The following is an 18447-nucleotide window of genomic DNA, read 5'->3' as shown; positions in this document are numbered from 1 at the left end:
TTTGGTTGTCTTGACACACCACTCGCTACCTTCTACAAATCAAGCCTAATACGCCACAAAGGACTTTTCGACTTGAGCGACGACTTCCCCCTGGGGTTACTGTTCGGCCTGCTAGCCTTACTAATATTGCTTTCTGCTTTTTTCTCCAGCTCTGAAACCGGTATGATGTCGATCAACCGCTACCGCTTGAGCCATCAGGCCAATAGCGGGGATCGCAGAGCCAAACGGGTCATGCGCCTGCTCACACGCCCAGACCGCCTGATCGGCGTTATCCTGATCGGCAATAACTTCGTCAATAACTTGGCAGCGTCGATTGCCACTATTATTGCCATTCACTTCTTTGGTGACGTATCAGGGCCTGCTATCTCCACCGCCCTGCTGACCATCACGATTTTGATTTTCGCCGAAGTGACGCCGAAGACCTATGCCGCGATTAAACCCGAGCGGATTGCTTACCCGACTTCCTATGCCCTTGAACCGCTGCTGAAGCTGCTCTACCCGCTGGTATGGCTGGTTAACGTGATGTCTAACGGCCTGCTCCGTCTAGTGGGCGTTAAAAGCGTCGATAACGGCGGTGACAGCCTAACGCGTGATGAACTGCGCACGGTGGTTCACGAAGCTGGCACGTTGATTCCCTACCGTCACCGCGCCATGCTGCTGTCGATTCTTGACCTTGAGAACGTCACCGTAAATGACATTATGGTGCCTCGCCATGAGGTTTTGGGTATCGACCTGGATGACACGCTTGAAGACATTTTGACGCAGATTCGTACCAGCCAGCACACCCGGCTGCCGGTCTATAAAGGCGACATCAATAATATTATCGGCATGCTGCATTTGCGTAATGCGGCACGCTTTCTCTCTCGGGATGAAGTCACCAAGGCATCCATTGTTCAGGAAGCCCGCGAGCCCTATTTTATTCCCGAGTCGACACCTCTCCATACCCAGCTGCTCAATTTTCAAAAGCAGAAGCGTCGCATTGGTATCGTGGTAGATGAGTATGGCGATGTTGAGGGCTTGGTCACGCTGGAAGATATTCTCGAAGAGATCGTCGGTGAGTTCACCACCGATGTCTCTGAAGATGAAGAGATTCACCAGCAGGACGACGGCAGCCATGTGATCGAAGGCACCGCCAATATTCGCGAAATTAATAAGATGCTCGGCTGGCAGCTTCCTACCGATGGCCCCAAGACGCTTAACGGGCTAATCCTTGAACACCTTGAAGCTTTTCCGGAAGGCCCTGCGTGCCTACAGATCGACAATATGCGCATGGAGATTCTAGAGATCCGAGACAACCTCATCACCTCGGCACGCTGCTGGCAAAAAATACGTCTGCCACGCCGCTAGTCAGTTACTCAGTTACAGGCGAGTTAATGGAGGTTGGCCAGATCCTGGTCAGCCGCCGCTTTTAACGCTCTTACTCTTGCCTCAAGAAACCGCCGCAGCGCCATATCATCAGCATCCAGACGATTGAGCGGTGGGCCAAAGTGCAAGCTGACCGGTGCACGAAACCGCTTGGGGTATTTCTTCAGCGCCTTACCACCATGGTGAGACGTCCAGGAACCCCATAGACCCGCCAATCCAGCTGGGATTACCGGCACATCGTCCCGCGCCAGTATTGTCTCCAAGCCACGGCGAAAAGCGTGAATCTCACCATCGGGGGTCAATCGACCTTCAGGAAATACCATCACGACCTGACCCTGACGAAGGGCTGCGCTAACGTCATCCAAGGCGCGTCTGAGCGCGCCGGGGCTGCGGCGCTCAGACTCAATAGGAATTGCGCCCACCAGTTGGAACCACCACTTCAGCCAAGGGGAATCAAAAATCGGCTGATCCATAACAAAGCGCAGTGGCCGAGGGCTAGCACCGCCGAGCACCAAGGCATCCATAAAGCTTACGTGGTTACACACCACCAGCGCCGCGCCGTGTTTGGGAATATGGTGGCGCCCATGAACCTGCAGCCGGTAGCAAAGGCGCATGGAGATAAAAATCAGCCAGCGCAGCACCTGGCGAGTCACATTGACCCACCCCGTCACGTTGCCGCCTCACGGTGGCGTAAGCCAGCCAGAATGGTGCTCATCAGCTGGTCGAGCAACTCATCCACTTTTAACTGCTGCCCCTGCCAGTAGCCCAAGCGCTCATTAAGGCCAAGCTGAACGAGTCCGTGTACGCTGCCCCACAGAGTGCGCCCCAATCGACGCGCCTCAAGGTCATCCAACGCAGGCTGATAGGATTTGAGCGATGCTTCCACCTGTGTAAACAGCGCTTCAATCAAATCGCTCTGACGCTGATCAAGCTCACCCTCTTTCGCTAACGGGTAATCGAAAAGTAGCTGCCAGCGGTAGCAGTCTTGTTCAGCGAAAAGCCAGTAGGCACGGGCTAGCGAACGTAACCATGGTTCAGGCTCATCATCCACTAAGCTAGTAATGGTGTGCTGCAAGCGCGCCAGCGTTTCCACATTGACGTGCTGCAACAAGTTATTGAAGCTGCCATATAGTTTGAGTAGCGTGCTGGGGGCGCAGCCGACTTCCCTGGCCAGGGCACGCAGTGAAAGACCATGGACTGGCTGCTCAGCCAACCACTCATCACAAGCGTGCATGACCTGCGAATGGAGGGCATCGGGCGCATGCTGTCTAGGACGGGCCATGGCGATCTCTTAAGGTCAACGGCAAACGAGGAGGAATGCCTCACTGCACTTTAGCGGGAGCAAGGGTTACTATAGGATACCTTACATCGAACACTGTTTTCGACACTAAAACACTACAATTCGTGCTTAATTGCGCGAAGTCCCTCACATCTAGGACCACTTCCACGACGATTTTGCTTAAGGAGATAGGCATGACGGGACGATTGCATGTGCAAAACTTACCGCTAACCCGTTTATTGCCATCGCTTGGACTCCAGGATCCGCTGATTGAATCCCCGAACCTAGCACCTCGACGGCCCATTTCGGCGATTCGCCTTGAGCAGGGCCAGTATCGGCTCTCGTCGGTTTTCTGGGGGCTGACACCACCCTGGCTGGAAGTGCTGGATCACGCCCCCCACTGTGCCCGGTCTGAAACCTTAGAATCTCGGGCGATGTTTCGCGATGCTTTCGGCGCACGCCGCTGCGTTATTCCGGTGAGCGGTTTCTATGTATGGAAAACCCAGCCACGCAGCAAACAGCCTTTTTTAGTGACTCAGGTGTCCCGGGCACCGCTACTGCTGGGCGCTTTGTGGTGCCGCTATCACACTACCTTAACGGCGTTCACCGATTCCACTGCCTTAATTACCGTGCCCGCTAATATTCTGCTATCACCACTAACGGATCGTCTGCCAGTGGTCATTCCCAATCATGCGCTATCCACTTGGCTCAACCCCGATACCGATACTGAAACGCTTAATTCACTACTAGCGCCCGCCCCTTTGGAACTGTTGGGCGCTTTTCCGGTATCTAAATATGTCAATAATCCCGCCTATCAGTCATCGGCTTGTGCCCACCCCACCGGGTCGATGCTGCGCTGGGCTGTGTCTTAGGAGCTGTAATGTTGCAATCCCCTTGTTTCAAGCACTGGCATCACCTGCCTCAGCGTGCACTGCTCGGTGTCATCATAAGCCTATGGGTAGCGCCGCTTGCGTTAGCCGCCGACACTGAGGCCGTTGCCGTCACGAACGCAGTGGACGCTGTTAAAGAAACAGTCACCCCGATCACCAGTCCTTATGACAGCCGCGACTACCGCGTATTGACGCTTGAAAATGGTCTCAATGTGCTATTGGTCAGCGACCCCGAGGCAGATAAAGCAGCAGCGTCAATGAACGTCCGTGTGGGCAGCGCGCAAGACCCTGATGATCTTCAGGGCTTGGCACACTTTCTGGAGCATATGCTGTTTTTAGGCACCGAACCGTATCCAGAATCCGACGGCTACCAGCGCTACATCTCCAATAACGCCGGTTCTCATAACGCCTTTACCGCGCAGCAGGACACCAACTACTTCTTTGATATTGAGCCATCGGCACTGCAGGGCGCGCTTGACCGCTTCAGCGAGTTTTTCCTTTCACCGCTGTTCAATGCGGACCACCTGGAAAGCGAGCGCAATATTGTTCACTCGGAGTATATGGCGCGGATCCGTGACGAATCGCGGCGTGAAAACGATGTCCTCAATCAGCTACTCAATCCTGATAATCCCACCACCGGCTTTGCCGTCGGTAGCCGCGAGACATTAGCCAGCCCACCTGAGGGCGAAACACCTCTGCGCGAGCGAGTGATTGACTTTTATCACCGGCATTACGACGCCAATGTCATGAATCTGGCCATTGTCGCGCCCCAACCACTGGATCAGCTGGAAGAGTGGGTCGTTGAACGCTTTGCCGCTATTCCCGACAACGACTTGAGTGTGCCGACCATAGAAGCGCCATTAGTGGAGGCAGATACCCTGCCCCGCTATATCGAACGCCAATCGCTGCAAAACCGACGCCAGCTACGCTTCTACTTCCCAGTGCCCGACCCCACCGACGACTACCGTACAAAGCCAACACAACTGATCGCCCACTTACTCGGCGATGAAGGCGATGGCAGCTTGCTGGCGGTACTGCGCGATGCAGGGCTTGCCGACGGTCTTTCCGCTGGCGTTGGCCGGGGCGACGGAAACGAGGCACTGTTCACTGTTTCCATCAGCCTGACCCCGGCGGGCGCCGAGCGCCTGGACGATATTGAAGCCACCCTGTTGGCGGCCATTGAGCAACTGCGTAACGACGGTCTCGCCGAGTGGCGCTACGAGGAGCAGGCAGATCTTAACGAGCAGGGGTTCCGTTTCCAGCAGCATGGCGCACCTCAGCAGGAAGCGACGCGCCTCTCCATGAACCTATCGCGCTACCCGGTAGAAGATGTGCAGTACGCGGCTTACCGCATGGATGGCCCTGATGTCGAGCGTCAACAAGAGTACCTGGACGCACTAACGGCGGATAATATGCTGCGCTTCTACTCAGCGCCGGACGTAGAGAGCGATACTGTATCCCCCTGGTTTAACACTGAGTGGCGCGAGCAAGCACCCGACCAGCCGGGTCAAGCCTTAAGCGGCTTAGCACTGCCCGGCCCCAACCCCTTTATCGCCAATGATTTAACCTTGCTGGAAGGCCAGGATGATCACCCTAGCCTGCTAATCGATACGCCATCGTTTACCGCCTGGCACATGCAGGCTGCGCGCTTTAATACCCCCAGCGTCGAGTGGCGTGTCAGCCTGCAAAATCCAACCGCCAGCTACTCCGCCCACGAAGCGGTACTTACCCGGCTGCTCGCCAGCTGGCTTAACGATAGCCTGAATGAATCTCTCTACCCGGCGTGGCTGGCAGGCCAATCGTTTAGCGCTTACCCGCACTCCCGTGGCATGACGCTCTCATTCTCAGGCTGGCGGGATGGGCAAACGCCCCTGATCGAACAGGCGATTGAGCAGCTTAAAAATGCAGAGATTGACGACGGCGCTTTTGAGCGTGTGCGTTACCAGCTGCAGCGTGAATGGCGCAATGCCCCTCAGTCATCGCTGTATGGACAAGCCAGCCGAACACTGGGCGAAGCCTTGCTCACACCGCAGTGGTCCACTGCTGAACTGCTCGCCGCCAGCGAACGCTTTGACCGTCACCACCTAGAGGATTTTCGCCAACGTTTTCTGGATGACCTCTATGTCGATGCCATGGCAGTCGGCAATCTTGATGCCGAGCTGGCTCGGGAACAAGCAGAGCTGATACGCGCTGAGCTACGCCCACGTTTAACCCGCGAGGAGATACCCAACCTAACCCCACTGGCGGTAAATGAAGAGCACACCGTGCTACACCCTCATAGCTCGCGAGATGAATCGTTGGTGCTGCGCTACCTGCAAGCTCGTGACCAAACCCCTGAAGAGCAAGCAACGACCAGCGTGATTGCTCAGTGGCTGGATACGCCGTTCTACCAGCAGCTGCGTACTGAACAGCAACTAGGCTACATCGTTAACGCTCGCTATTCGCCCCTTCTAGAAGCACCAGGCATTGCGTTAGTGGTGCAATCGCCAGATGCCGACAGCGATACGATTGCCGAGCGGATGGATGCGTTTCTTGAGGACGCTGGCCAGCGTCTCGATCAGTTAAGCGACGAAGCGTTAGCGCCCCACCGCCAAGCAGTTCACGACCAGCTGCGCCAGCGCGACACGAGCTTATCAGGAATGGCCAACCGCTACTGGCAGGCAACGGCCCTGGAAGACGTGCGCTTTGACCGCCGCGACCAACTGGCGGATTTAGTGCTTAACGTTAGCCTTGATGACATCAAGGCCCTTTGGCCATCGCTACGCGAACACATGCTAGAGGTGCGTTTTAATCCAGGCGATGAACCCAGCGATGTCAGCGATTATCGGGAGGCCCGCTCACCACTGCCCAACGTGCTGAACAGCAAGCCGCCCCGTAACACTTAATCGTAACGACTCGTTATTGATAGCGGCTCAGGCATCAAACGCCTGAGCCGGCATCATAGCTTCCACGAACATGACTAGTTCTTCCAGAATCTGCCGCTCGCGATCAGTGAGCGTTTGCTGATTGTACTGAGCGATCTCCCGCGCAAACGCCTTTAACGTAAAACCCGCTAGCGCAGGGTCATTAATGCGCATCCAGCGATACGCATCCCACTGCTCACGCTCCTCGCCTTCCAAGGTGTCGGGGTAACTGCGCGCACGAAAGCGAAACAGCATTTCTTCCAAGCGTGGATCCTGAAATGCAAAACGCTGCCCCACCAAGTCCCACGGCTCCATTTCACGCACACGCTCCATTTGCTGGCGGTCAGCGGCGGAAAAGAAGCTGCCTGAATAGAGCATTAGATCCGGGTCTTGTGGCGCATCTTCATAGCCAGCGTTAAATACCTCTGCGACCTTTTCAGCCACGCCGCTGGCATCACGCAGGGTTTTCCAATGCTGCCGACAGGCAGTCACATCCAAGCCTAAACGTTCAACGATAGAGCCATACTCACCCTTTTGCGGCCCATCGACATCTTTTAAGGCACTGGCAGGAAAGACCACCGGGCAGCGGTTGATATGAATCACTTTCAGCGGAATGCGTACATCGCCTTCTGCCAAATCTTGCTGGCTAACAAACACACGGTCACGAATCTGTTCTACCGACATACTGAGCATATCGCTAGGATCAACGCTTAAGTCGTAAACGATGACCCCGTTGGGGTTGGTCGGGTGTTCAGCCAACGGCATCACCAAGGCGCTGCAGCCACGGCTAGCAGGATAACGACGGGAAATATGTAGCAGCGGTTTGGCATTGGGCAAGTCGAGCTGCTTAGCCACCGCGCGCTTACCGCGCAGGCCGAGCAAGTAATCAAACAGTTTCGCATTGCGTGCTTTGAGAAGACGCGCCAAGGCGATTGTTGCGCGCACATCGGCCACTGCGTCATGAGCCCCTTCATGGGCAATACCATTCGCTGCCGTTAAGTGCTCAAGTTTAAAACTGGGCGCGCCATCTTCGCGCAGCGGCCACTCAATGCCCGCAGGGCGCAACGCATAAAAAGCACGCACCACATCAATCAAATCCCAGCGGGAATTGCCGTTTTGCCACTCACGGGAATAAGGGTCGAGCAGATTGCGGTAAAACAGGTGGCGGGACACTTCGTCATCAAAGCGCAGGCTGTTGTAGCCCGCCACACAGGTGCCCGGTTCACTCATATGGCGCTGGATCTCGCCCGCGAACTCTGCTTCAGGCAGGCCATGGCGTTGCGCTTTTTGAGGGGTAATACCGGTGATCAAACAGGCAGCGGGGTGTGGTAAATAGTCATCGGCCGGTTTGCAGTAAAGCTCAATCGGCTCGCCGATCTCGTTCAATTCGGCATCAGTGCGCAGGGCTGCAAACTGGGCAGGCCGATCGCGACGCGGGTCAGCCCCGAAGGTTTCATAGTCATGCCAGAGAAAACTGGCAGGGGCAGCATTGGGTGGCGCCATGAACAAACACTCCGCTGGGCAATGAAAAGCCCAAGCGTAGCACACCCGCTACCCCTTTCGCCGCGTCTTACGCTCTTAAGATCCGCTCTTGGGAAGCGTAACGTTTAGCTCCAGCACGGAGCAGTTGTCTTCGCTATCCAATGAAATCTGAATGGCATCGTCATCTACATGCACGTAACGGCGAATCACCTCAAGCAGTTCGCGCTCAAGCAGCGGCATATAGTCGGGCTGGCCGCGCTGACTGCGCTGATGCGCCACAATAATTTGCAAACGTTCTTTGGCTACCGAGGCGGATTTCCTGCGCTCACGCTTCAAGAACTCCAGCAGTTTCATCGACGACCTCCCCCGAACATGCGGCTCAGCAGGCTTTTACGTTGCATTTCGTGGAAACGCAGCGGCATGTCTTCACCGAGCAGGCGCGATACGGTGTCGCTATAGGCTTGGCCCGCGTCACTCGCAATATCATGAGTCACTGGCACGCCCTGGTTGGAAGCGCGCAGTACGGCTTCTGACTCAGGAATCAAGCCCAGCAGGTTGATCGCCAGGATTTCGCGAATATCGTCCAGCGTCAGCATGTCACCGGAGGTGACGCGTTCCGGGTTATAACGGGTGACCAGCAAGTGCTCCTTGATAGGGTCTTCGCCCTGCTCCGCACGCCGGGTTTTAGAGGCCAGCAGCCCTAAAATACGGTCAGAATCACGCACTGACGATACTTCAGGGTTGGTAACCACAATGGCTTCATCGGCAAAATACATCGCCAGCTGAGCACCACGCTCAATACCAGCGGGTGAATCACAAAGAATATAATCGAAGTCTTCTTTCAACTTCTCGAGAATTTCCGCGACGCCTTCCTGGGTCAGGGCATCTTTATCGCGGGTTTGAGAAGCCGGCAAAATAAACAAATTTTCGACGCGCTTATCACGAATCAGCGCTTGATTAAGCCCCGCTTCGCCTTGAATCACGTTGACTAAGTCATATACCACACGCCGTTCACAGCCCATGATGAGATCAAGATTACGCAGACCTACATCAAAATCGATGACGACGGTTTTTTTACCGCGCAGCGCAAGCCCTGTGGAAATTGCCGCCGCACTGGTGGTTTTGCCGACCCCTCCTTTACCAGAGGTCACTACAATTATCTTGGCCAAGAGTCACTTCCTTCTTGAAGTCGTTCTTCGCGAGCGCGAGTCATTATGCCGCTCTGCGCATAACGGGAACGTCAATGTCATCAACAAGCCATACTGTAACGGATAGCGTCTTCGGCGTCGCTAGTCATGAAACACCAACGCAGCCTCATACCAATACATTAGCCTAATGGCTTAATTTCAAGCTGTTCTTTTGTAAAGTGAACTTCTGTGGGACGCCCCAGAAGCTGTGCATCAATATCTTCCGAACGTTTGTAATTGCCTGCCACTGACAGCAACTCGGCTTCCAGCTCACGGCAGTAAATCCCCGCCTGAGTGTTGCCATGGATACCCGCGAGAGCACGGCCACGCAGCGCGCCGTAAACATGAATACTGCCAGCTGCTAGCACTTCTGCCCCTGCATTTACCGCACCAATCACGACCAAATCCCCCTCAGAAGCACTAACCTGCTGCCCCGAGCGAACGGTACCACGGTATAGGCGAGTGGCAAGTGCCTGAGTGTCTACGTCGCTTATGGGAGCCTCTTCACGGCTGACTTCCTGCATGGGAGAGCTATTAACGCTTTCGAGTACTCGCGGGCGCCCCTCTTCGACTGGCGGGAACCAACCCAGCCCCAGCGCCCAAGCCGACTGACGCACAGGCTCAGCGCCACCGCGCACTGCTACCGGCAACAACTTATGGTCGCGGCACACGGCGCAAATACGTTCCAGAGCTAAGTGCGGTTCATCTAGCTTTTCCACGCTGAGCACAACCGGTGTATGCTGAAAGAAAGCAGGCGATTGGGAAAGTTTGCCAGCCAACTGCTGCCGGATTCGTTCCGGGTCAGCGCTACTTAGCTCCATGACGGTCATCGGCAGCATGCCGCCTTTGAAGGTAAAGGCCACTGCGGCACTATCCACGTTAAGGCTCATGGCCGAACTCCCTGTCATGTTCAGATAAGATAAAGGTAGCGTACTATCATGCATTGTGGTCTAGAAAATAGTCGCTTACCACACCATGCTTATTACAAGATAGTAAGGCCAAGCTAAGCGACAGCGCCGGTGACTGCAACCGCCGCATTGCTGACTAACGATTTTTTTCACGCTACGCACCAGCAGGATGATCCATGCACGGACTGTTAAGACGCCTGTTCGCACCTCGGTGGCAGCATCCCGACCCCGAAGTACGTCGTCAGGCCCTCCAGCGACTCGACCCTGAACAATCAGAACAGCGCCAAGCGCTGCAGTCGCTCTCTCAAGATCCCGATAGCCAGATACGCCTTGCTGCGCTACTGGCGCTGGATGACTGCGCAGGCTTAGTCGATGCTTATCCGCATCATCAGCAAAATGAAGCCTGGTTCAATGCGGTTTGCCAACGGCTAAGCGGCCGTGAAGGCCATACCGACCTGCAGCAGCGTCAAGCGCTGGTTGAGCTTGTTGAAGAGCCGCGAGCGTTAAACGCAGTGGCCTTACAGGCCGACAATCTAACATTACGCTTAATGGCATTGAGCAAGCTTACTGATGAGAACGACCTGATACATCAGGCCTGCCATAACGGCGTGGCCGCGGTTCGTCACCAGGCTGCTGAGCGCATTGAGGATGAAGAGGGACTCAAACGCTTATTGAAAGAAGCACGTCGTGACCGCCAAGTGGTTCGTTTAGCGCGGGAACGCCTTAACCGCTTACGTAGCGATGCACAGTGGCTAGAAGCTGAAGCACAGCAGCGTGAAACGCTGCTTAGCCAACTTGAACAGCATGCCCGCGCGCCGTGGGAGCCACTTTACGGCGGCCGTTTCCGGCATCTTGAACGGCAATGGGAACAACTCACTCAACCGCCAAGCATTGAGCAGGAGCGGCGTTTTCACCAGGCGCTGCTCAATTGCCGCAAAACACTGCACGATCATGAGACTCAAGAGCAGGCTCGCCAACAGAGCGCAGAGCGCCGCGACGAAGCCGAAAACACGCGCGAACAGTTACTTGAAGGAATTGAAGAAACCCTCGACGGCCTACGTCACGCGTCTGCCATGACCGTACAGGACATAGACAGCCTGCGCGCTCAGCGCCAGCTACTCGGCCAGCGCTGGCAAACGCTTTCCGATATGCATCCGCCGAGCGACGCTATACGCCAGCGTTATACAGTAGCGATTCAACACTACGATCAATGCCTGGAAGCTTGGCAACGCTGGTGCGTGGTTAGCGCCAATATGGAAACAGCGCTGGCTAATGGTGACCACGCCACCTTGGCGGCACAGGTTAGCGAGTGCCAATGGCCCGACACGTTAACGCCCCCCGCGCTACTGGGCCGTGCCCATGCGGTACTTAGCGACGAAACTACCGCCCCATCGCCTCCGGCGGAAGATCAAGCCACACTCACGACCTATGCGGGCGAACTCAACTCCTTTGAACACTTGCTAGAACGTGGCGCCTTCAAAAGTGCCAGCCGTCTTCACCAGCGGCTTAAACCTCGTATCGAAGGGCTAGAAAGCGCTGCCGCTCAACCGCTCAAAACTCGCTTGAAGCACTTAGCAGCACGGCTAGCGGAGTTACGCGATTGGCGTGGATTTGTCGCCGGACCAAAGCGTGAGCAGCTCTGCGTCAGCATTGAAGCGCTAGCCAACGATCAGCATATGGCGGAAGAAGCGCTTGACCGTCACCATCGTCAGTTGGTTAAAGAGTGGAAATCACTAGGTGATGCAGCGGCCAACCGCGAACAGTCTGCTCGTTTTCGCAGCGCCTCGGACCGTATTCATGAGCGCCTCGCTCCTTGGCGGGATCAGCTTAGCAAAGAGCGCGAGATCAACCTTCAAGCCCGCGAAGCGCTATGCGATCAACTCGAAAGCTTGCTGGCCCAGCCAGCTGAAAACGCCGACCCCGATGTACTGCGGCAAATTCGCGACAAGGCACGCCACCAATGGCGTCACTACAGCCCAGTGCCCCGTGACCGCTCAGAAGCCGTTGGTCGCCGCTTTGGCACTATTCGTCATCAGCTACAGGCGCTAATTGATCAGCGCGCCGACACGATTGCCTCACAGAAACGGGAGCTGATCAGTCAGGTAACTGCACTGCGCAGTGATGACAGCCAACCGTTGGCACAACGCATTCACCACACCAAGCAGCTACAACAGCAGTGGCGAGCGCTCGGGCGAGCCCCCAAAGGCGAAGAGCAAACGTTGTGGCAAACCTTTCGGCATGAGTGCGACCAGCTTTTTGCCCAGCGCGATGCGCATAAAAATGAGCAAGCGGCACGCCAACAACAGCAGCTTGATGAGATGCAAACGCTCATCGATCAAATGGATAGCTGGCAGCCCATTGAGGCCAGCGAAGCCGCCACATTGGATAACTTTCTAAACCAGGCCAACCAGCTCGAGCCGCTGCCACGCAATCGTCGCAGCGAAGGCATGCAGCGACGCATGAGCGGCATTGTGCGGGCACGTCGCGAACGCTTAAATCGGCTCGCCGTCGTCAATACGGTTCAGCAGTGGCACGCGATTATGCCGCTAGTGAATGCTCACTTGGCCGCCGACCAGAATTACCTGAGCGACGGAACTCCCAACGAGGTAGATGTGCAAGCGTTACTCAGCGCCTCCCTTCCGGCGGCCTTTAAAGAGGCACACGCCATCCGCAATCAGCAGCGCCATCGTGTAGCGGTGCCATTATCTGATAATGACTATGCCAAGCTGGCGGAGTCTCTCGCCCGCTTGAGGGTACATCTCTCTATGTTGGCCGTTGGTAGCGTGCGGCAAAGCGATGAGCCGCTGCGGCTAGCCATCCAGGTAGAACGCTTGAACGAGGGTTTCAGCCAGGAGCGCAGTCGTGATGAAGAAGTCACCGACATTCTAGCCGCGCTTTTGGCACTGGGACCGATGCCTGCCGCACTATGGGCTGAAGAAGTAGAAGAGCTGGATAACCTGCTAAGCCGCTTGGCAAGAATTCCCCTGCCTTAACAAATGACGAAATATCAATAACAACGGGAGGCTGAGCGCCTCCCGTTTGCGTTCTCCTCTGAGTAAAGGAGCTAGTGTTTATCAGCCGATGGCGAACCACTAGCCCATAAACTGACCGCCGTTGATATCGATGTTAGCACCGGTAATAAATCCTGATTCCTTGTCGGCTAAGAAAGTGACCAAGCGGCCAATCTCTTCTGGCTTGCCATAGCGCTTCACTGGGATTGTTTCCCGAATGGCTTCGCGCACTTTTTCTGGAATATTCATGATCATATCGGTAGCGATATAACCAGGCGATACAGTATTAACCGTAATCCCCTTGGTCGCCGTTTCCTGTGCCAGCGACATGGTCAAGCCGTGCATGCCGGCTTTCGCTGCCGCGTAGTTCACCTGACCAAACTGCCCCTTACGGCCATTGATGGATGAAATATTGATGATCCGGCCATAGCCATTCTCAAGCATCATCTCAATAACACTACGGCAGGTATTAAAAACACTGTTGAGGTTGGTATCGAGCACTTCGTACCACTGCTCGTAAGACATTTTCTTCAGGGTGCCATCACGGGTAATCCCCGCACAGTTCACTAACACACTGATGGGGCCATACTTGTCATGAATTTCGCGGGCACCTTCCAGGCAGGCGTTGTGGTCAGAAAGGTCGACACCAGACAATTCGATATTGTTATAGCCGTCAGCACGTTGTGTTTCTAGCCAGGTTTTGGCCTTATCGGGGTTGTGGTAACCCGCGACGACCAAATATCCCGCATCTGCCAACGAACGACAAATTGCCGTACCGATACCACCAGTTCCACCAGTTACCCAGGCGACGGGGGCTTGATTGGCCATTGACTACCTCCCTGAAATGACAAACGGCTTGGGTCTAAAAGCATATAGTTTGTATCACAAGCCATTGTGAATAAGCGCGGTTGCGCTTGTATTACCCTAGTGCATTACTGGCTTGAGCAATGCACCAACGTAAGCTTTTTGTTATAGCTACCTAAGCATAGCTGCACTCCTTTTATGTTGCAGCAGGATGCTCGCTACTGCCATAAGCCGAACGTGTTAATCCCCTTATTGACTTCATGAGAAATCTCTGTAGAATACGCCACACGTTGATGCGGGGTGGAGCAGTCTGGTAGCTCGTCGGGCTCATAACCCGAAGGTCATCGGTTCAAATCCGGTCCCCGCTACCAATATTTTGAAAGGCAGATCAGTTATTTACTGGTCTGCCTTTTTTGTTGCCCGCCTTTTCAAATTCCTCTGTGCCCATATTGTGCCCACACCGTGCCCAATATTTTCATTGCCCCTGAAGATCAAAAATTTGCATGACCTTCAGGCACCTGACGGCAAATTCCTACCTCACCATTAATTTCCATACTACGTTCTTAGTCGGACAATGGCGTAGATCTATCTTTAGCCTCCTTGATATGAGTTACCAGCTGCTCGATCTCACAATCAAAGTAGTCGCAGAGCTTATCTAGGTTATCCGTCACCGTACTATGCCCTGGATGGTTGATGATCTTAGACAACGTCATCCGATTAATACCCGTTTCTTTTGCTATCTCGCCTATCGTAATCCTGCGCCGTTCTTCAAATTCTTTCTCCGCAATCAGCTCTTTTAAGTGATACCGAATCATCTCTTTGTCCAATATGATCATTAAAGTTATCAAAAAGGTGTTGAAATAATCATTTGATCGTTTATATTTATAACCGAACGATTAAAAATATTATCAAATGATCACTTGATCAAGGAGATAGTCTCATGGCCTGCACTTTTTTGACAACAGAAGAGCTAGCATCACTTATCAAGTACGATGCGCGTACTATCCGCCAGCAACTCAAAGATAGTGTGCTCATTGAAGGCACTCATTATATCCGCCCCTTTGGGCGTCGGAAAATCCTTTATATCTGGGAAACTATTCAGGAAGAAATGCTGAAAGCGACCCCTCGTGAGCAAGCAATCGCCATTCCAATGGCGAACGGAGGCGTATGCCATGGGTAAGGTTCGCGTCCGCCAAGAGAGCAAAAAGCTTTTTATCGACTTCAGGTATGACGGGCAACGTTTTCGTGAACAAACGCTTCTAGACGACAACGCAAAAAATCGTAAGCAGTTGGAGCAGCTTTTACAGCGCATGGAAGCAAAAATGCTGCTCGGCGAATTCAATTATGCAGAATTCTTTCCTAATAGCAGCAACTTGCAGAAATTGAAGACTTGTCAGCCTACCAATACAGCTAAACTTCAAGTTGTCAGCGATTTAGACACACCGCTCTTTAATGATTTTTCTAATCAGTGGTTCGACGAGAGCAAAATCCAGTGGCGTGCTTCCCACGTCCGCAATGTGAGTTCGATCTTGGATAGCTCGTTGAAGCCAGCGTTTGGGAAAAAACACGTCGGAGATATCACCAAGGCTGACATCCTTGCGTTCCGCACCAAACTAGCCAAGCGCAGGGGCCGTGGTGCCACTGGATTGGTATCGCCTAAAACGATCAACAGCCATATGTCCATTTTGCGTATGGTGCTCGATGAAGCGGCCGAGCGGTTCGATTTCGAGACGCCGTACAAAAATATTAAGCCGTTAAAGCTCCAGAAGACGCACATCGAGCCGTTTTCGCTACATGAGGTGCAACGCATCATCGATAACGTCCGCGCAGACTATTGCAACTATTACACGGTGCGCTTCTTTACCGGCATGCGCACCGGTGAGGTCGATGGGTTGAAGTGGAAAAATATTGATTTTGCTAAGCGGGAAATCTTAGTACGCGAAACATTGATAAATGGTGAAACGGAATACACCAAGACCGATGGGTCGCAACGAGAAATACCCATGTTCGGGCAGGTGCACGACGCTCTCAAAACGCAGTACGCCGCCACTGGGCATATGAGTAAGTACGTGTTCTGCAATCAGTTGGGGCAGCCACTTGATCACAATAATGTGACGAAGCGCGTGTGGTATCCCTTGCTCAAGTCTCTTGGGCTGACCAAACGCCGTCCTTATCAAACACGCCATACTGCCGCGACACTCTTTTTGGCTTCTGGTGAAAACCCAGAATGGGTAGCGCGCATGCTGGGTCACAGTTCCACCGAAATGCTGTTCAAGGTTTATTCGCGTTACGTCCCCAATGCCACCCGTATGGATGGCTCTGCCTTTGAGCGTTTGTTAGGCAACACCACGCCCACTAAGCCCCAGAAGGAGCAGCATCATGAAACGGCTTGATAACGCCCCTACTCACCTGTCTCGTACCTTCACGGGCACTTATCGCCTTACTGGGCGCGTGGTGGAGTTCGACAACGCGAAAACGCCTTTCTTAAGGCTGCGGCTAAGCGATTGCGTGGGGGATCAAATCGCGATGCTCAACTTGAGCAAAACAACAGTACCTGAGCGCATCGGCCATCTGGATTTTGTTACCGCCTCCGGCGTGAAGTGTTTATCAGGCCAATTCATTCTCGATGAGTTCCGCAGGGCGTCCCGGGATGAAGTGACCTCTATGGATACCCTGCAATCGTTGCCACGGGTGTACTCCCCGATGCCAGAGGTATTCGACAAGTTAGTCGCGACCGTACAGTCGCTTCGATCAGACTGCCTTCGAGTGTTTTTGACACGGGTACTGGAACGGAAGGATCGTCTTGAAGCTTTTTTGAATGCGCCGGCCAGCGTCAATTATCACCATGCGTATCCAGGTGGTTTGCTAAAGCACTCGCTGGAAGTTGCCAACCACTCAGTGGCTATGCTGCGCCTTAACGAGCCGACCATGCCTCGACTCATGCAGGAAGCCTGTTTCGTGGGAGGACTATTGCACGATATTGGTAAGACATATACTTATGACTCCAAGGGCAAGCCAAATGCCGCCTGGAAGCTCTGTAGCCATGACGTGTTTACGCTAGAGGCTTGTGCCTACGGGCTTACATACTTGGATGCACATGAACCCGACATTGCGATGACACTTCGCCATTTGTGGACATGTGCTTCGCCAAGCGCTCGTTACGGACAACCCGCAGCAATGACGTTGGCCCGTTATATTCGTGACGCGGATGGGCAAAGCGCGATGGCCGATAACCAACAGCGAGCTTTTCGCCGTCAAACTAACAAGGGATTTGGCCGACTCGGGCAAAACCTTTTTTGGCAGCCTCAGTTATCTGCAGCGGCATCACACTGAAGCACACTTATACTTTTCGACCGGAGCCGTCAGCTTTTTGTGCGTCGGCTTTACCAAGCTATTGGAGAACTTTTTTATGACCATGCCAAGTGAACGCACACGTTCGGTCATCCAGACCCGAGAATTCCTGATCGAGCTAAGCCGTAACACTAACTTTCCAGAAACCACCCGCAGGCAAGCAAAGCAGCTATTAAGGCATTACCCGTCACAGATAGAGATGCTAGACGCTGGCCAACTGGAAGAGCACCTTACTGATGGGACTATATTCCAGCCTATTTTCAGCTCTGCGATTGAGAGACTCTAAAGTGTAGCGCTACTCAATCAGGGGGTGACGTCGAACCGAGCAAAGCTCGGTTCTTATCTTCTATCTAAACGACGGCATCACTCTGGTATAGAAAAATTTACCGTTTTAGTACTGAGCGATTTGGGGTCTGGCCCGCCACGGCGCCCAGTATCAAGTGCGTCGATCAAAGCGACCTCTTCGGTGGAAAGCGAAAAATCGAAGATATCGAAATTCTCTCTGATCCGTTCAGTGTGTACCGACTTGGGGATCACTGAATGGCCCCATTCGATATGCCAGCGCAGAATCACTTGGGCCGGTGATTTACCGTGCTGGTCTGCAATCCGTATTATTGTGGGATGCGTCAGCGGGTCGTCTTCCGGCTTAGGGTCTTCAGTGAAGTAACGATTAACGCCGCCACTGGGCGACCATGCCTGAGTCAGAATGCCCTGCTCCTGGTGAAATTGACTCAGTTTCTTCTGAGTGAAAAACGGATGCAGCTCCACTTGGTTTACCGCAGGAACCACGCCGGTCTCATCAATGATGCGCTTAAGCTCTTCTTCGTTGAAGTTCGACACACCAACTGCACGAGCACGGCCACTTTTCACAATCTCACAGAGCGCCTTCCATGCCCCCAAGGTTCGTTCGAATTCTGTCGGAGCTGGCTGATGTAGCAGATAGAGATCGATGTGTTCCATGTCCAGCTTGCGTAGCGAACGTTCGAACCCATGCATCGCACCGTCATAGGTATAATCTGAGAGCCAGAGCTTGGACTCGATGAACACGTCTGAGCGAGCGAGACCGCTTGATCGGAACGCTTCACCCACCTGCTGTTCATTCATGTAAGCGGCGGCAGTATCGACATGGCGATAGCCCGCCTCAAACGCAGACAACACTGCGCCGGTAGTTTCCTCAGGACGAGAGCGATAAACGCCCAGTCCGAAGGCAGGCATCTCAACACCATTGTTCAAGGTAAGAAGGGGTATGGTCATAGCATTTCCTATC

17 protein-coding genes and 1 tRNA gene are annotated in these 18447 nt (G+C 53.9%); 9 read left to right on the top strand and 9 right to left on the bottom strand.

What is annotated here, in order from left to right; all coding sequences use genetic code 11:
- Nucleotides 1-72: 72 nt before the first annotated feature.
- Nucleotides 73-1347, top strand: coding sequence for an HlyC/CorC family transporter (locus HUO07_RS04040; RefSeq protein WP_176302487.1), 1275 nt, complete (start codon nt 73-75; stop codon nt 1345-1347).
- Nucleotides 1348-1370: 23 nt separating this feature from the next.
- Here the strand turns inward: HUO07_RS04040 and HUO07_RS04035 are convergent, their stop codons facing one another.
- Together HUO07_RS04035 and HUO07_RS04030 are read right to left on the bottom strand one after the other, a co-directional pair.
- A complete protein-coding gene (locus HUO07_RS04035; RefSeq protein ID WP_176302486.1) occupies nt 1371-2036 on the bottom strand; it encodes a 1-acyl-sn-glycerol-3-phosphate acyltransferase in 666 nt (221 codons plus the stop codon).
- Nucleotides 2033-2647, bottom strand: coding sequence for a TetR/AcrR family transcriptional regulator (locus tag HUO07_RS04030; RefSeq protein WP_101147675.1), 615 nt, complete (start codon nt 2645-2647; stop codon nt 2033-2035). The genes HUO07_RS04035 and HUO07_RS04030 overlap by 4 nt, the downstream gene beginning before the upstream one ends.
- Before the next feature lie 191 nt (nt 2648-2838).
- Here HUO07_RS04030 and HUO07_RS04025 point away from each other — a divergent pair, with 191 nt between their 5' ends.
- Entirely contained in the window at nt 2839-3516 is a 678-nt protein-coding gene (locus HUO07_RS04025) for an SOS response-associated peptidase (RefSeq protein ID WP_176302485.1), read from the top strand.
- 8 nt (nt 3517-3524) lie between these two features.
- A complete protein-coding gene (locus tag HUO07_RS04020; protein WP_176302484.1) occupies nt 3525-6419 on the top strand; it encodes an insulinase family protein in 2895 nt (964 codons plus the stop codon).
- A 27-nt stretch (nt 6420-6446) separates the two neighbouring features.
- Here HUO07_RS04020 and sbcB read toward each other — a convergent pair whose 3' ends face one another.
- The 4 genes from sbcB to minC form a co-directional block, all read right to left on the bottom strand.
- Nucleotides 6447-7940, bottom strand: a complete 1494-nt coding sequence (gene sbcB / locus HUO07_RS04015) for an exodeoxyribonuclease I (protein WP_176302483.1) — start codon at nt 7938-7940, stop codon at nt 6447-6449.
- 75 nt (nt 7941-8015) lie between these two features.
- Nucleotides 8016-8273 carry a cell division topological specificity factor MinE gene (minE, locus tag HUO07_RS04010; protein WP_008958737.1) on the bottom strand — a complete coding sequence of 86 codons (258 nt, stop codon included), beginning with the start codon at nt 8271-8273 and terminating at the stop codon, nt 8016-8018.
- A complete protein-coding gene (gene minD / locus HUO07_RS04005; protein WP_008958738.1) occupies nt 8270-9088 on the bottom strand; it encodes a septum site-determining protein MinD in 819 nt (272 codons plus the stop codon). The genes minE and minD overlap by 4 nt, the downstream gene beginning before the upstream one ends.
- A 158-nt stretch (nt 9089-9246) precedes the next feature.
- A complete protein-coding gene (gene minC / locus HUO07_RS04000) occupies nt 9247-9996 on the bottom strand; it encodes a septum site-determining protein MinC (protein WP_176302482.1) in 750 nt (249 codons plus the stop codon).
- Between the two features lie 194 nt (nt 9997-10190).
- Here minC and HUO07_RS03995 point away from each other — a divergent pair, with 194 nt between their 5' ends.
- Nucleotides 10191-13007, top strand: coding sequence for a DUF349 domain-containing protein (locus tag HUO07_RS03995; RefSeq protein WP_176302481.1), 2817 nt, complete (start codon nt 10191-10193; stop codon nt 13005-13007).
- 99 nt (nt 13008-13106) lie between these two features.
- Here HUO07_RS03995 and phbB read toward each other — a convergent pair whose 3' ends face one another.
- On the bottom strand, nt 13107-13853 hold the full coding sequence (phbB, locus tag HUO07_RS03990) for an acetoacetyl-CoA reductase (protein ID WP_176302480.1): 747 nt from the start codon (nt 13851-13853) through the stop codon (nt 13107-13109).
- Between the two features lie 270 nt (nt 13854-14123).
- On the opposite strand from phbB, the gene HUO07_RS03985 reads away from it, so the two are divergent.
- A tRNA-Met gene (locus HUO07_RS03985) sits at nt 14124-14200 on the top strand.
- 192 nt (nt 14201-14392) lie between these two features.
- Here HUO07_RS03985 and HUO07_RS03980 read toward each other — a convergent pair.
- Entirely contained in the window at nt 14393-14665 is a 273-nt protein-coding gene (locus tag HUO07_RS03980; protein ID WP_217908772.1) for a helix-turn-helix domain-containing protein, read from the bottom strand.
- A gap of 104 nt (nt 14666-14769) precedes the next feature.
- Between HUO07_RS03980 and HUO07_RS03975 the strand changes: the two genes are divergently transcribed.
- The 4 genes from HUO07_RS03975 (at nt 14770) to HUO07_RS22120 (ending at nt 17466) form a co-directional block, all read left to right on the top strand.
- Nucleotides 14770-15009, top strand: a complete 240-nt coding sequence (locus HUO07_RS03975) for a hypothetical protein (protein ID WP_022520247.1) — start codon at nt 14770-14772, stop codon at nt 15007-15009.
- Nucleotides 15002-16222, top strand: coding sequence for a tyrosine-type recombinase/integrase (locus tag HUO07_RS03970; protein ID WP_176302479.1), 1221 nt, complete (start codon nt 15002-15004; stop codon nt 16220-16222). The genes HUO07_RS03975 and HUO07_RS03970 overlap by 8 nt, the downstream gene beginning before the upstream one ends.
- Nucleotides 16209-17162 (top strand): TraI domain-containing protein, encoded by a 954-nt coding sequence (locus HUO07_RS03965; protein ID WP_176302478.1) that lies wholly within the window; start codon nt 16209-16211, stop codon nt 17160-17162. The genes HUO07_RS03970 and HUO07_RS03965 overlap by 14 nt, the downstream gene beginning before the upstream one ends.
- Before the next feature lie 76 nt (nt 17163-17238).
- Nucleotides 17239-17466, top strand: coding sequence for a BPSL0761 family protein (locus HUO07_RS22120; RefSeq protein WP_340162487.1), 228 nt, complete (start codon nt 17239-17241; stop codon nt 17464-17466).
- Nucleotides 17467-17543: 77 nt separating this feature from the next.
- Here HUO07_RS22120 and HUO07_RS03960 read toward each other — a convergent pair whose 3' ends face one another.
- Nucleotides 17544-18434 carry an aldo/keto reductase gene (locus HUO07_RS03960; protein ID WP_176302477.1) on the bottom strand — a complete coding sequence of 297 codons (891 nt, stop codon included), beginning with the start codon at nt 18432-18434 and terminating at the stop codon, nt 17544-17546.
- Between the last annotated feature and the right edge of the window lie 13 nt (nt 18435-18447).

Source organism: Vreelandella maris, from assembly GCF_013371085.1.
GTDB classification, from domain to species: Bacteria; Pseudomonadota; Gammaproteobacteria; order Pseudomonadales; family Halomonadaceae; genus Vreelandella; species Vreelandella maris.
The sequence above is the reverse complement of the archived record's forward strand: the minus strand, read 5'-3'. Positions and strand labels throughout refer to the sequence as shown.